The sequence below is a fragment of the uncultured Campylobacter sp. genome (assembly GCF_937981295.1).
Lineage (GTDB): Bacteria > Campylobacterota > Campylobacteria > Campylobacterales > Campylobacteraceae > Campylobacter_B.
In genome coordinates this window covers 34,831-49,630 of the sequence record NZ_CALJPC010000016.1, presented here as the reverse complement: position 1 = coordinate 49,630, position 14,800 = coordinate 34,831, and the positions used below count along the sequence as shown (strand labels likewise).

Below are 14,800 nucleotides of genomic sequence, written 5' to 3'. Positions count from 1 at the left end.
TTGCTTTATATTAAAATTTCGCTAAAATTACCGCATTAAATTTGAAGCGCAAACGGCTTAGCTTAAACCGCTTGCGGGCAAATTAAATCCATTCAAGGAGCTTTTATGAGCGGTGTTGCGTTAATCATCTGCTTCGCCATAGCGGTCGTCGTGATGATTTTTTTGATCTCCAAAGCAGGCGTTCACCCGTTTTTGGCGCTAATGCTTATCTCCCTGGCGCTCGCGATCGTCGCGGGCATACCGCTAGCCAAGATCCCCGCGATTATCGGCGACGGATTCAGCGGCACGTTTAAGAGTATCGGTATCGTCATAATCTTCGGCGCGCTCATCGGCACCGTGCTCGAAAAGACCGGCGCGGCGCTCAAACTCGCCGATATGGTCGTAAACGTAGTCGGGCAAAAGCGCCCCGAGCTTGCGATGCTCATAATGGGCTGGATCGTAGGTATCCCCGTATTTTGCGACAGCGGCTTCGTCGTTTTAAACCCGATCCGAGAAGCGATCAGCAAAAAAATCGGCGAAAATCCGATCGCTCTTGCAGTAGCGCTCTCCGGCGGACTTTATGCCTCGCACGTATTCATCCCGCCGACTCCAGGGCCGATCGCCGCAGCAGGCGCCGTGGGTCTAGGCGGCAATCTACTGCTCGTAATCGCAATGGGCGCGGTAGTGTCCTTGCCGGTGCTGATCGCTACATACTTTTTTTCAAAAAAAGTCGCTAAAAATGTCCATATAAGCGAGGCTGAAGCGAATGAAGTCATCGCAAAAAGCTACGACGATCTGCTTAAACAATACGGCAAATTGCCGGGCGGATTTTTAAGCTTAGCCCCTATTTTGGTGCCGATCCTATTTATGGCGCTGGGTTCCGTCGCCAAGATCCTAAAAGTAGGCGGGTTTGCGGGTGAAATTTCGCAATTTTTAGGAAATCCTATCATCGCGCTAGCCTTGGGCGTAGTTTTTGCGGTATTTTTACTCATGCAAACCGGCAAATTAGGTGAATTTAGCGAGATCACCAACGAATCCTTAAAGATAGTAGGCCCGATCCTCTTCATCACCGCAGCGGGCGGAGTGCTAGGCAAGGTAATCACCGACGCCGGCTTCGTAACCTACATCAAGGATAATGCGACCGCCATTAAAGCCGCGGGGATTTTCTTCCCGTTCTTAATCTCGGCAGTCCTAAAAACCGCGCAAGGAAGCTCCACCGTGGCGATCATCACTACAGCTTCGATTATGGGCGCATTTAACGCGGATGGCTCACTGATGCAGGTACTGGGCTTCACCTCCGAAATGTCCGGCGCGCTTGTGGTAATGGCGATCGCAGCGGGCGCTATGACGGTTTCGCACGCTAACGACAGCTACTTCTGGGTCGTTACGAATTTTAGTAAGATGAACCCGCAACAAGGCTACCGCACTCAAACAATGCTAACCCTAATTATGGGCATTACGGGTATGATCAGCGTGTGGGTTTTGTCGCTGTTTTTGATCTAGGTTAGCTTATTTTCTAGCCGCTACCGCGCTAAATCAGTGCGGAGTGCTACGGGCATCTACTAGCGGCTAGCTACAAAAATTCTTTAAATTTACGTAGCTAGCCATACCGCGCAAATGCCCTAGTATTAAAATTTCGTATAGCGGAGTTTTAAATTTACACAGAAAGTCTCAAGGAGCGAAATTTTAAAATTCTATCGCTACAGAATTTTAAAATTTAGCCGAAATTCTGTGGCTTACAAAATTTTAAAATTCCACGACATGAAATTTTAGAATTTGCCCCATAAATTTGGCGACGAGATTTTAAAATTCTACTCTTGCTTCAGTCTTGTCATCGTAAATTTAGCCTACGCGCTGTAAAATTCCAAAATTTTAAAATACCAGCTAAAGGAAAAATATGAAAGTTTTAGTCGCGATCGACTCGTTTAAGGGCTCGCTTAGTTCGCTTGAGGCGGGCAATGCCGTAAAATCAGGCATCGAAAAGCTAGGCTGCGAGGTGCTCGTCAAACCTATCGCAGATGGCGGCGAAGGAAGCGTTGAAGCCCTTGCCGACGCGCTAAAAGCTAAGTTCATGGACGTTATCGTAGCAAATCCGTTAGGCGAAAAAACGCCCGCACGCTACGCCTTAAAAGGCGAGCTAGGCATCTTAGAAATGGCGTCCGCATCGGGTCTGCCGCTCATCGAAAAATCGCGCCGTAACCCGCTAAAAACGAGCACTTATGGCTTTGGCGAGATGATAGCGCATGCGATCGCGCACGGCGCGCGAAAGTTTATCATAGGCATCGGCGGAAGTGCTACAAATGACGCAGGTATGGGGATGCTACGCGCGCTTGGTTTTAAATTTAAAGATGCAAATGGCGCAGAGCTTGCGGGAGCGGGCGAGGATCTGATTAAACTCGCCACGATAGATTGCACTTCGGTGCTGCCGCATCTTAAAGAATGCGAGTTTCTCATCGCCTGCGACGTGGATAATCCGCTTTTTGGCGAAAACGGCGCAGCATATATTTACGCCCCGCAAAAGGGCGCGGATGCGGCGATGGTAAAGCAACTCGATGCGGGACTTATCAATTTCGCAAGCGTCGTAAGCAAGCACCTCGGACGCGAGCTTTGGAATAGCCCCGGAGCAGGAGCCGCCGGCGGGCTGGGCTTTGGCTTCGTGAGCTTTCTAAACGCGACGCTTAAGCCGGGCATCGACATCATCACCGAAGAGATCGGACTGGATCGCGATATGCAAGGCGCCGAGCTCGTCATCACAGGCGAAGGAAGGCTCGATTTTCAAAGCTCGATGGGCAAAACCCCTTGCGGCGTCGCAAAGATCGCCGCTTCCTACGGCGTGCCCGTAATCGCGCTGGCAGGCGGCATCTCGCCCTGTGCCGGTGGCTGTAACGAGCGGGGCATAGGCGCATTTTTTTGCATCCTAAACGAACCGATGAGCCTTGAGCGCGCGATGGAAAAAGAGACCGCAACACAAAATTTAGCCCGCGTCGCCGAACAAGCGGTGAGATTGTTTCTGCTAGGACGCGGCGCCAAATAGGGATTTTGGACTGAAATTTTAAGACGCGGGCGCTAAAACTTGCAGCGGGTACGGCGAGTGCGGGCAGGGATACGGCGCGGCGGCGGCTCACAACAAACAAGCACGACAAAGTGTGGCAGGCAGCGAGTGCGACGAAGAAGCGAAATTTTATGCAGGATAGATTTGCGTGCTTTAAAGGCACGGCGTGATATTGACGCAGATGCGGTGACGCGCAGCTTACAAGGCGCAAAAATATACGCGAAGAAGCAGGCGAGAGCCTACAACGATGGACGTTAGTAAAGTAGCAGCCGCGGCAAGAGGATACGGGCTATGACATGCATGCGCGGCAAGTAAATACCGCGCGCAGCTTGCGACGGGCGGCAGAATTTCATCCGCCGCAGTCTGCGGCAAGCGAATAAATTTTGCATTAAAACGTAGCTTTGCCGAAATTCTAGCGCGTTTGAAAATACGGAGCGATAGGACGAGAGGTAAGACGGCGAGCGGCTCGGCAGTAACACAGCGGCGCGAAATTTTCAGCGCAAAAATTTATTTTACCGCGCGATACATACGCAAGGCGCGATCTAAAACTCATTTTCCAATCAAGCGGCTCGCGCACCCCTCACAATACAACCTCAAGGCGTGATTAAAGCAGATAGAATTTTAAAATTTAACGCCATATTCGCAGCCTATGAGATTTGCAACGTAAATTTAAAAGCAGCTATCCTCTTTTAAAATTCCATTTAAATTTTAGCCTACGATATGTCCGTCTTGAGGCGGAAGGACCGCTCAATCGCAAGATCGCGCTTCTTGCAAAGATGGCGGCGGCGCATTACTCCGCTCGCTCGCAAAGCCCATCAGCCCTCCGATGACGCTTTGATGAGAGGCGGGCTGCGTCTGTGTAAATTTGTATTATTAAGATCGCAGATTTGCTTATCGCTAAATTTAATGCGGATGCGGTCGTCGTACGCCGCTGCGGTAAATTTAGGTTTGCGTTAAATTTGCTCCGATCGCGCTGTGTTTTGCGATAAAAATTTATAAAATTTCATTTGCGGTAGGCACCAAAAAATTTTATAAAGCTCCATTTTAAAATTTGCCGCACGGGCACGTACCGATCAGGTCGTCAAGCTAAAATCAAATATCAAAATTCCAAGCGGCGAATGCAGAAGACCCTCGCGCCTAGTGTATCTGCGGCGGCAGTGCGGGCACGCTAAATTTATCGCTTTTAGGACGCAAAAGACGCGCAGGCGCAGGCAAAATTTATTGATTTTAGAGTTTAAAGCATCGAATTCGCGCGCCTGGGCTAATTTAAAATTTAGAGCGCGCGGCGCTTCGGACGCATCCGCGCGACTGCAAGCGCTCATAAAATTCGCCCGAAGCAAGGTTGTAAAACCGCGGGCGGGCGCAAAATTTATCGCCGCAAAAGTCAAAACCGCGAAAGCAAAAAGGCTCCACGAGCGCTCGCTGCCGCACCCGCCCGAGTAAATTAAAATCGCATGATCCGCCTAGTCGGCATACGCGGAGTGCGCCGCTGCGGGCATTTACACTTAAATCCGGTGCGATCGCAATGCGATTTAAAACTGCGCCTGCTTAAATTCGCGCCCTTTCGGTTCGCTCGCAATCACATCTCGCCGCAGTAGCGCTTTAAATTTGCGCCGCCGCGATTTGTGAGCATTCAAATCGCTACGGCAAGGGTAAAATTTCAAAATCCAGGTCCATACGCGCCGATTTGCCCGCCAAAATCGCTCGGATCGAATTTACGCTACCTCAATCCGCGCAGATTAAAGCGCCGCCGCTTAAAAGCGTAAAATTTACCCCTCAAACGGCGGCGCGAAATTTCACTAAAATTTCATCTCTTAATTCGGCGCGCGATTTATAAAATTTCGCCCTCGCCGCACCCCGAAATCTGCGGCTTAGGCAGCGCCAGGCTCTTTGCGGTTTTGCTAAAAAGTATCAGGTCCTCGGTGCTTTGCACGCTCCACGGTAGCCGCGAGAGTGCGAATTTAAAAATTTCAAAGCAGGAAATGGCGTCGCTAAATGCGCGGTGGTGGACGTTTTGCACGCCTAAAAGCTCTTTTAGCGAGCCAAGGCCGTATCTTTGCGCCTCGATCGTGCGGCGCGCGAGCTCGACGGTGCAGAGCCTGCGATTTAAAAGCATCCCAAAGCCGCATTTTTGCAGGCTCGCGTCGATGAAGCCGTAGTCAAATTTGACGTTGTGCGCCACAAAAACGCTATCGCCTAAAAACAGTCTAAAGCGCTCCAGCACGCTAGCTAGCGGCGGTGCGCCTACAAGATCGTCCGCGCAGATCCCCGTAAGCTCCGTGATATTTTCGGGCACGACGGGCGCGTAAACGAAGCTCTCGAAGCGATCGAGCTCCTGCGTGCCGCGCGTTTTTATCGCGCCAATTTCGATGATCTGACCGTTTGAGAGCCCGCCGTTCGTCTCGATGTCCACGAAGCAAAAAATTTCATCCGAAATGTCCGTCTCGCGGGTCTTGAGCGTGATTTTGCCGCTATCTAGTTTTATTATCTCTATGCCCAGCGCCCGCCACATCGAGAGGTCTTTGGGCTCGAAAAGCTCGGTAATTTCGGCAATATCGCTTGCTTTTGAGATAAAATCGTAATAATTTATGCTCTTTTGAGCCAGTAAATTTATGAGATTTTCGATTCTATGCGTCAAAATTTTACCCCTGTGCCGCGCCTAAATTTTAAGCGCACGGATCGCCTCCGCGTAGTCGTTTGAAGAAAATATGTAGTTGCCCGCCACCACGACGTCGGCGCCCGCTTCGTCGATATCTGCGATATTGAGCCCATTTACGCCGCCGTCGACCTCGATGAGACATTTTGCGCCTTTGTGATCGATCAGCTCGCGCAGCTGCTTAATTTTTTCAAGCGCCGAGGGGATAAATTTCTGCCCGCCAAAGCCCGGATTGACGCTCATCAAAAGCACCATATCCACTTCGCCCAAGATAAACTCCAGCGCGCTAAGCGGGGTGTGCGGATTCAGCACGACCGCAGGCGAGACGCCGCTATGGCGGATGTGATCTATGAGGCGCAGCGGATGGGTCTCCTCCTCGATGTGGAAGCTAAGAAATTTCGGCTTTAGCGGCAAAAAAAGATCGACGAAAAACGGCACGTTTTTAACCATCAGATGGATATCTAAAGGCTTGCTGCTCGCCTTTGCCGCGGCGCTTACTACGAGCGGTCCGATCGTGAGATTGGGTACGAAATGCCCGTCCATCACGTCTACGTGAATGAGATCGGCGCCCGCTTCGCAGACTGCGCGAATTTCCTCCGCAAGCCTTCCGAAATCCGCCGATAAAATGCTGGGTGCGACATACATTAAAATTCCTTTAAAATTTCAAGATGTGGAATTTTACTTAGTTTTGTCATAAATTTCGCTAAATTTAAACCGCAGCGGATTTTAAGCATAATTTGAAATTTTTTCGCTATAATCGCCATTTATTTTAATCATCAAGGATTTATTATGGCAAGAAGATGCGCAATCACCGGCAAAGGTGCGATGGTAGGCAATAATGTCAGCCACGCAAACAACAGGACGAAGAAGAAATTTCAGGTAAATTTACGCAGCATACGCGTACAGCTGCAAGACGGCACGACCAAAAGGATCAAAGTCGCCGCCTCTACTCTAAGAACTATGAAAAAGCTATCAAAATAACCTCTTAAAGAGGAATTTATGTCTATCTTGGACAAGATCAAGCGATTCCTCGACTGGTCCGGCTCGACTAAGCCGGACATAAACCTCTACACGGAAATTTACGACCAGCTACGCCCATTCCGCTTACCGCTGATAACCATCGTACTGATGATGCTAATCGGCACGCTAGGCTATGTTTTTATAGCGGGCTTTTCGCTCGTGGACGCCTTTTATCAGGCGGGCATGACCTTTACGACGGTGGGTTTTACCGAAGTAGCGCCTATATCGCCCGCGGGTAGAATTTTTACCGTGCTATTCATCCTCATGGGCTTTGGAACCTTTTCGTTTTGCCTGGGCGTCGTCGTCGAGGTCATAAAAAACGGCAAACTTCAAAATTTACTTAGGGAGCAACGAATGATCAATAACATCGCAAGGCTCAAAAACCACTACATTATCTGTTACAACAACATCTACTGCGCCGAGCTTGCCAAGCAGTTTCGCGAAAATCATCTACCTTTTGTCGTGATAGACCCCGATCCCGCTCTAGCCAAAATCGCCGAAGAAAACCGCTACCCCTACTTCATCGTAGGCGAGCCGCACGTGGAAACCACGATGCTAAAAGCCCACCTCTCATCGGCCAAATGCGTCATCACGCTGGCTTCAAATTTAGCCGATAATATTGCAATAATCTCGCTGGTGCGCCTCTACGAAAAGGAGCTTGGTCGCATCACCCCCTACTTCATCATGGCAAATAGCGATGATGACAGCGACACCGAGAGGCTAAAAAAACTCGGCGCAAATTCTATCGTCTCACCCTCTAAGCTCGCCGCACAAAGGCTCTCTGCGATCAGCGTGCGTCCCGATATGGAAAATATTTTGGAGCGATTTTTGTATAAAAAAGACTCACTCATCGATATCGAGGAGATTACGGTGCCCGATTTTTCGTGGATCCGCTTTAAGCGTCTAAAAGAAACTCGCTTGCGCGATTTTACAAACGCCGACGTCGTGGGAATCAAAGAGCCTAACAGCCGCTTTATCCCGATGCCCGATGGCGACTATCTCATCGGTACTGGGGTAAAATTTTTAGTTATTGGTACAGCAGAGGGCATCCGCAACACCAAAAAGCTCATCCGCAGCAAATACAAGCCGCAGGAGATGAGATATGTTTAAAATTACTAAGCTCGAGGGCAGCTTGCAGAATGTCGAGGGCTTTTATTTCGACGGCATAAATTCGGGCTTTAAAAAAGAGGGGAACGATCTGGGATTTATCCGCGCGGACGAGCCCTTTGCCGTAAGCGCGATCTTTACGAGCAATAAATTTCAAGCCGCGCCGATTAGGCATTTCAAAAGGGCGCAGGAGCGCGCGGGCGGGGAGCTTAAAACAAATTTTATCCTCGTAAATTCTAAAAACGCAAACTCGATGACCGGGGAACAAGGAATCGCCGATATCGATGAAATTTTTAGCGAGCTTGGCAAAAAGACCGCTCTGATAAACCCCGTTATGAGTTCCACCGGCGTCATCGGATACCGCCTCAAAAAGGAAAAAATTATCGCCGCCGCGCAAAATTTTAACCTCTCGGCGCGAAACTCGAACGCCCTAGCCACCGCCATTATGACGACAGATACGATAAAAAAGGAGCTTGCGTATGAAATTTCTTTAGAAAACGGCGAGAAATTTCACATCGCAGCCGTTTGCAAGGGCGCGGGTATGATCAATCCTGCGCTTGCGACCATGCTCTGCTTCGTCCTGACCGACGCAAAAATCCCGCGCGCAGATATGGACGAGCTGCTAAAAAAGGCGGCGGAGCAGAGCTTTAACACAGTAAGCGTCGACGGCGACACCTCCACCAACGATACGATTATGCTCTGCTGCAGCGCGAAATGCGCCTACGAAAAGGACGCCTTCGCCTCCACGCTAAACACCCTGACGCGCGAGCTTGCGCTGATGCTGGTAAAAGACGGCGAAGGCGCAACCAAGCTGGTGCGATTTAAAGTAAGCGGTGCCGCAAACGCCGAAGACGCTCGCACGGCGGCGAAGGCGCTAAGCAATTCGCCGCTTGTTAAAACGGCGATCTTCGGCGAAGACCCGAATTGGGGTCGCATAGCCTCCACCATAGGCGCCTGCGGTATCGAATGCGACGAAGAAAAGCTGCGTATCAAATACGATGACGTGCTACTTTATGATGCACAAAATCGCGAGCTGGACGCCGCACGCGAGGCTGCGGCTCACGCCGTGATGCAGCAAAAAAGCTTTACGATCTGGTGCGATTTGGGGCTCGGAGACGGCGAGTTTAGTGCATACGGCTGCGATCTTAGCTACGACTACGTAAAAATCAACGCGGATTATAGATCATAAAGATTCACAGCTTACTCTTTCATAATAAAAATCTCGTCTCGAAAATAGCGAATAGCGGCAGGGCTTTAAAGCTCTGCCCTAAAATTTTATCATTTAAATTTGCCTGTTTTAAATTTTTAAATACTAAAATTTTACCTCTTAAAATTTGGAATCTCATGCGTGAAATTCAGTCTAAATTTGATAGCTAAAATTAGGTTTTAAGCGCTTTATTGATATACTTGAATAAATTTTTCAAAGGAGTAGGCATGTTTCATGAATACAGAGATTTAATCACTGAGTTAAAAGGCAAAAACGCGCGATTTGATTCGCTATTTGAGAAGCACGACGAGCTGGATCACAAGATCGCCGACGCGCAGGCCGGCAGAGTGCATATGAGCGATCTGGAGATCGATGCGATGAAGAAAGAAAAGCTTCGCATAAAAGATGAGCTAGGCAGCTTGCTAGCGCAATATAAAGCCGAAAAGGCAGATAAATAAAGTTGCTTGCGGCGAAATTAAGATGCAGCAGAATGCTAGCAAGGCTAATTTCGCCGCTAAGCTTTAATCCGTGTTTAGAATTTTCTAATCTCAATAAGTTTAACCGCTTAAATTTGCTGCGTGCAATAAATAAAAACAGCGCACCAAAACGAGTTAAAATTTATACCGCACGCTTTACCATATTGACACCTCTAAATAATTTTTACGTATCGGCTACATAACTGTAGATATTCTATAATGCAATATTAGCATAATAAATATAACTCATCTCGGCTCTCTATCGCCCCTTCTGTTTCCGAAAATATCTCTTGCTGAATATATTTTGCGCTACAGAGTAAATTAAAATTTACGCCGCATCGCCTTGCAGCCTGGCTCTTAAATTTTACTTTGCAGCGAGCATTTTCTAGTAAATTTCAAATCTTGCGTTTTGCTTGTTGCAGGCGCAATACCTATTTTTAAAATTCCGCATTTCGAAGGAATTTAAAAGCGCTAAAATTTTAAATTCCCGTTCGCGCTAGCCGCGAAATTTCAAATTCGCAGACTCCAACCAAGCGCTAGTTTATGTTAGAGCTTGCTTTTGGTAGCTCCACGGAATTTAGCCAAGCTTGCTTATTTTAACCCGCTTCGTTGAGCTTTAAAAATTTAGATTATTTCTTTGATCGTATCGGATAATGCCTGCCGGCACGGAATTGCTCAAGCCACCCTATTTGCTATATGCGCAATTAAAAGCGGCGCTAACGCGGAATTAAATAGTATAAGTTTGCGATCTGCAAAAGGTATGAAATTTAATCATAGAATTTTAAGCGCCAAGAATTTGCGATAGAATTTCGCCACGCAAATCAAATCCCAAAACTAACCTGGCCTACTCGAAAACCTTCGCTTCTAAGCCATGTAGCCTTTGCAAGCCGATATCGATATATTCGTTAAGCTTCTCATTATTTTCCAGCAATTTGTCGTAATAGCTCTTGGCCCTCTCTCTAGCGGTCGCATCAGGCTCGATATACTTTAGCCCGCTTTTGAAAAACCCTTTGGATTCCACAAAATAGATCGAGTGGATCTTCTCGCAGTGCGATAGCCCTGCTTCAGTGTAGTTTAAAATCGATTCGTACGCGATGTTGCCTAACAGCTCCTGCAACCTATTTGCGGGATTTTTGAAAAACTCGGCAAACTCCTTATACGGCGTAAAAACCTGATCCAGGTTTTTCATCGCATCGCCGTAGATACCCTTTTTCAGGCGAAACATCGTCATTTCTTGAGAACTTACAAACTTCTCTATTGCTTTTATCGTATCGTTTTTATTCACTAAATTTTCCCTTTTAAAATATGAAACGCTCGGATTATATCGTTTGTTTTATAAAAATCCGTTAAAAATCGGTTAAATTTTGCCCTAGCGTTTTAGCTAAGTTTCTTTGAGCGCTTTTTATTAAATTTCCCGCCTCAGCCGCCGCACTTCTCGCACAATCCTCGCACAAGCACACTTTTGACATTTTTTTGTGGCAAAGCTGGCATCGAAATCTCCTCCATTTTATGGCAGCTTTCGCAGACAAAATACGCTTTTGCGCCGTCGGTGAGCTCATAAAAGCTTTTATGATTATTTTCGCTGGTAATTATCAAATTTTTCTCTTCCAAAAGCGCTATATTGCGATATATCGTGGTTTTATTAGCACCTGTTAGTTCTACTAGTTCATCATAACTTACCGGGTATTTTTTCTCGCTTAGGATCTGCACGATCTGCACTCTAAGCGCTGTAGGAGCGATATCGTGACTCGCTAAAAAATCTTTGGGATCCATTTTACGCCTTTTTTAAAATTTAAGCGATGATAGCGAAATTTAGATAAATTTATATTAAGTTGCAACTAAGTTGCTTTTGATATACTTCCGCAATTTTTTTTTGGAAAGGAATTTTATGAAAAAGCTTGTTTTCACGCTTTTAGCAGCTAGTTGCGTAGCATTCGCCAAACCTACGGTCACCACGACCATACTTCCTACGAAGTATTTTGTTGAACAGATCGCAGGTGATACCCTGCAGGTAAATACGATGGTTGGTAAAGGCGCTGATCCGCACACATACGAGCCTAAGCCTTCGGAGATGAAAATGCTAGAAAATAGCGATCTGTATTTTGCAGTCGGTATAGAATTTGATGAAGTCTGGCTACCAAAGCTTGCCGCATCGTATCCGAAGATGAAGATAATCCGCACCGAAGATGGCATTACCAAAATGGCTATGGCAGAGCATCACCATCACGACGAACATGATCATAGCGCACATCACGATGATCACGATCATGACGCGCATCATGAGCATGGCGACAAAGACCACGAGGCGCACGAGCACCATCACCATCACGGCGGCTTAGACCCACATATATGGCTCGATCCGCAGCTTGTAAAAATTCAAGCTAAAAATATTAAAGACGCGTTAACCAAACAGTATCCTAAGAATGCTAAAATTTACGAAGCAAATTTCGATAAATTTGCTAAAAAGCTTGACGAGCTGGACGCTTACGCAAAGCAGAAATTAGCGGGCGTCAAGGGAAAGAAATTTATGGTTTATCATCCGTCTTGGGGCTATTTCGCGCACCGATACGATTTGGAGCAGATCGCAGTCGAAGTAGAGGGCAAAGAGCCTAAGCCTGCGGATTTAGCCGAGCTAATCGAGGAAGCCAAAGAGGAAAAGATCAAGGTGATTTTCGTCGCACCGCAGTTTTCCAAAAAGGCAGCGCAAACTATCGCCGCGCAAACAGGCGCAAAGGTAATGGAGATCGATCAGCTGCCGCTAGATTGGTACAAGACGATGAAAAAGACGATCGACGTTTTCGGAGAAAATTTGTAGTTGATGAAATTTATTAAAATTTTACTTTTATCCGCGATCTTTAGCTCGCGGATATTTGCGTGCGCTCTGTGCGCCCTATACACGCCTACTGCGCACGTTAGCATTACCCCTGTCGCACAAGACGGCAAGATCGTGAGCCTGCATTTTTCGTGGCTTTTCTCTCAAAATTTTACCGACGTCATAATGCAGACCTACGATATAAATTCCAACGGCAAGCTTGAAAATAGCGAGCTTGCCGAGATAACTAAGGCGATGACCGATTATCTAACCCCCAAAAACTATCTTTGCGAGGCGGAATTCTACGATCAAGCGCCAAAAAACGCAAAGCCTGCGCTTAGCAACCTCGTAGGCACGCAGATCAAGGGAAATTTTAAAAACGCAATAAGCCTCATCAAAAAGGGCAGACTCGTGTTTGAATTTGATCAAAAGGTCGGCTTCGAGCTGCGAAACGGCCGCGTTCTTAAAATTTCCATTAACGACGATCAGGGATTTTTCAATTTCAAAATGCTTGACGATAAGCCCATTAATCTGGGCGAGGGCTTTGTAGCGAAGCCTAATTCAAATTTAGCCACCACTTTTATAGAATTTAGCGGCGAAAAGCCAAAGATCGCAGATAAAAAACCGCCGATTTCAAGCGCGCCGAGCTCTGATTTAACGCAGAGCGGTCTTGCATCTAGCCAGCAGAGCCTTGCGAGCTCAGAGGATAAACTTGTGCAAGGCGGCCAAGCTAAACCGAATTCCAGCTCAGCACGCAGATCAAACCAAAGATCGGTCGGCGATATTGTTTCGGAGGCTGCAGCAGAGGCGCAAAAAAATATAGCCGCTTCGGATACTATCGCGCAGATTAATAAAGCCGCCAAAAAGGACGCGCAGGCAAAAGGTGGTCCCGCAAATTCCGACCGCTTAGGCAGCGAAAACTTAGAGGCCGCCGCGAAAAATAGCGAAAACGCCGCACCTTTAGGCGATAATTCAAATTTAGCGCAAAACGGAGGCGACAGAAGCGCTGCGATAAATTTTAACGATCCCGTAAATTCTACGGCGCCTGCATATAAAGGCGTGAGCGAAAATTTAACGGCGAGGCGAGATAATTCTTTAAATTCCGCGCATTTTACGCAAAATCTCGCGACGCCGCCCGAGGAGAGTTCTTTAAATTTAGCGCAAAATGGAGCGGAGAAAAACGGAGCCGCATCCGGTAGCGACGAGATTTCAAGCGAGCAGCACAAAGAGGTCTCGCTGGGATTTGTCGCGCAAAAGACGATGGATTTTATGAAAAGCCTCAAAACGGCGTTTCGCGCAAGTAGCGAGCATGCAAGCGCGAGCACGATCCTATGGGTCTTGGCGCTTTCTTTCATATACGGCTTTTTCCATGCGGCGGGTCCTGGGCACGCGAAGCTGCTAACGGCGAGCTATTTCTTAGCCCATGGCGGCAGCTACATCAAGGCCTTTGGATTTGCCCTTAAAATCGGCCTTCTGCACGTCCTAGGAGCGCTCGTTTTAGTAAGTGCGAGCATGTTCGTGCTGCAAAACGTCGCAGGGCTCGTCTCTGCAAACTCCGCCTCGATCACCACGAAAATTTCAGCGCTTCTGATCATCGTCATAACCGCGCTCATCATCTACGACAAAGCTCGCCGCGTAAGATCGGGCGCCGGCCACGATGCGGGCTGCTCCTGCGCCGCTTGCGCTTCCGCCGCAAAGACCGCAGATACGGACTCCCGCTTAAAAAATACGGCATTTGCAAACGCCGGGGATTCCGCTGACGCAGCGTCAAAGAGCTATAAATTTTCTAAATTTAATATTCAAAGCGGCGAATCCGCGCAGTATTTAGATGCTGAAAATTCGGGCGACGCCGCAACGGCAGAGCTAAATTTAGATTTAAATTTAAATGCGAGCCTGGAAGAAAACTCGCCTAGCCAAAACAAGCAAAAACAGACTTTAAATTCTGCAAATTTAAAAAACCAAACCTCATCTCACTCGCTGCAAAATGGAGCGACTAGCGGCGGTGAGAAAGGGCAGGAGTGGCTTATCGCGCTTGCAGCGGCGCTCGTGCCCTGCCCCGGTACGATCCTTATTTTCGTGCTTGCCTTCAGCCTCGGAAGCTTCGCGCTTAGCGTCGCAAGTGCGCTTTTCATCGGTTTTGGAATGAGCGTCGTGATATTTTTAGCCGCGCTTTTCGGCGCGAAAGCAAACGAGCTAAGCTCAAAGCGGCTCGTAAGCCTGAAGCTTTACGTCGAATTTTTGGGGCTTTTCGTGATGTTCGGGCTCGGGATTTTTATGTATTTCCTCTCAGACAGCCTCAGGGTGCTGTGATCGCAAAATTTAAACGCAAATTTACAAAGGCAGCTCGCGTGAAATATAAGTTTACGCAATGCGTTAAATTTTAAATCCGGTGCGAATTGTTTTCAGAATAGTAAGATTTTAAAATTTACGCCGCAAGGACTGCGTAAATTAAGCTCCGATCTCGACTATTCATTATGCGGCGGAATTCGCT

At 47.7% G+C, this 14,800-nt stretch carries 13 protein-coding genes; 8 read left to right on the top strand and 5 right to left on the bottom strand.

What is annotated here, in order from left to right:
* Window positions 1–105: 105 nt before the first annotated feature.
* The gene (locus Q0135_RS01720; RefSeq protein ID WP_297987754.1) at window positions 106–1,482 is read left to right on the top strand and encodes a GntP family permease; all 1,377 of its coding nucleotides are present in this window, start codon (window positions 106–108) and stop codon (window positions 1,480–1,482) included.
* A gap of 394 nt (window positions 1,483–1,876) precedes the next feature.
* Window positions 1,877–3,013: a glycerate kinase gene (locus Q0135_RS01715; protein WP_297987752.1), complete on the top strand. Its 1,137-nt coding sequence runs from the start codon at window positions 1,877–1,879 to the stop codon at window positions 3,011–3,013.
* A 1,091-nt stretch (window positions 3,014–4,104) separates the two neighbouring features.
* Here Q0135_RS01715 and Q0135_RS01710 read toward each other — a convergent pair.
* From Q0135_RS01710 to rpe, 3 genes are all read right to left on the bottom strand, one after another.
* Window positions 4,105–4,353, bottom strand: coding sequence for a hypothetical protein (locus Q0135_RS01710; RefSeq protein ID WP_297987750.1), 249 nt, complete (start codon window positions 4,351–4,353; stop codon window positions 4,105–4,107).
* Window positions 4,354–4,862: 509 nt separating this feature from the next.
* Entirely contained in the window at window positions 4,863–5,669 is an 807-nt protein-coding gene (locus tag Q0135_RS01705; RefSeq protein ID WP_297987748.1) for a 3'-5' exonuclease, read from the bottom strand.
* Between the two features lie 21 nt (window positions 5,670–5,690).
* Window positions 5,691–6,332 carry a ribulose-phosphate 3-epimerase gene (rpe, locus tag Q0135_RS01700; protein ID WP_297987746.1) on the bottom strand — a complete coding sequence of 214 codons (642 nt, stop codon included), beginning with the start codon at window positions 6,330–6,332 and terminating at the stop codon, window positions 5,691–5,693.
* A gap of 144 nt (window positions 6,333–6,476) precedes the next feature.
* Between rpe and rpmB the strand changes: the two genes are divergently transcribed.
* The 4 genes from rpmB to Q0135_RS01680 all read left to right on the top strand — a co-directional run bounded on the left by rpmB (window position 6,477) and on the right by Q0135_RS01680 (window position 9,479).
* A complete protein-coding gene (rpmB, locus tag Q0135_RS01695) occupies window positions 6,477–6,668 on the top strand; it encodes a 50S ribosomal protein L28 (protein WP_297987744.1) in 192 nt (63 codons plus the stop codon).
* Between the two features lie 18 nt (window positions 6,669–6,686).
* A complete protein-coding gene (locus Q0135_RS01690; RefSeq protein WP_297987742.1) occupies window positions 6,687–7,817 on the top strand; it encodes a potassium channel protein in 1,131 nt (376 codons plus the stop codon).
* The gene (argJ, locus tag Q0135_RS01685) at window positions 7,810–9,003 is read left to right on the top strand and encodes a bifunctional glutamate N-acetyltransferase/amino-acid acetyltransferase ArgJ (RefSeq protein WP_297987740.1); all 1,194 of its coding nucleotides are present in this window, start codon (window positions 7,810–7,812) and stop codon (window positions 9,001–9,003) included. The genes Q0135_RS01690 and argJ overlap by 8 nt, the downstream gene beginning before the upstream one ends.
* 245 nt (window positions 9,004–9,248) lie before the next feature.
* Window positions 9,249–9,479 (top strand): YdcH family protein, encoded by a 231-nt coding sequence (locus Q0135_RS01680; protein ID WP_005873127.1) that lies wholly within the window; start codon window positions 9,249–9,251, stop codon window positions 9,477–9,479.
* An 862-nt stretch (window positions 9,480–10,341) separates the two neighbouring features.
* Here the strand turns inward: Q0135_RS01680 and Q0135_RS01675 are convergent.
* Window positions 10,342–10,782: a hypothetical protein gene (locus Q0135_RS01675; protein WP_005873131.1), complete on the bottom strand. Its 441-nt coding sequence runs from the start codon at window positions 10,780–10,782 to the stop codon at window positions 10,342–10,344.
* 134 nt (window positions 10,783–10,916) lie between these two features.
* Window positions 10,917–11,270, bottom strand: a complete 354-nt coding sequence (locus Q0135_RS01670) for an HTH domain-containing protein (RefSeq protein ID WP_297963390.1) — start codon at window positions 11,268–11,270, stop codon at window positions 10,917–10,919.
* Window positions 11,271–11,385: 115 nt separating this feature from the next.
* On the opposite strand from Q0135_RS01670, the gene Q0135_RS01665 reads away from it, so the two are divergent.
* Both Q0135_RS01665 and Q0135_RS01660 read left to right on the top strand, forming a co-directional pair.
* On the top strand, window positions 11,386–12,312 hold the full coding sequence (locus Q0135_RS01665) for a zinc ABC transporter substrate-binding protein (protein ID WP_297987738.1): 927 nt from the start codon (window positions 11,386–11,388) through the stop codon (window positions 12,310–12,312).
* Window positions 12,313–12,315: 3 nt separating this feature from the next.
* On the top strand, window positions 12,316–14,619 hold the full coding sequence (locus Q0135_RS01660) for a DUF1007 family protein (RefSeq protein WP_297987737.1): 2,304 nt from the start codon (window positions 12,316–12,318) through the stop codon (window positions 14,617–14,619).
* Window positions 14,620–14,800: the final 181 nt, after the last annotated feature.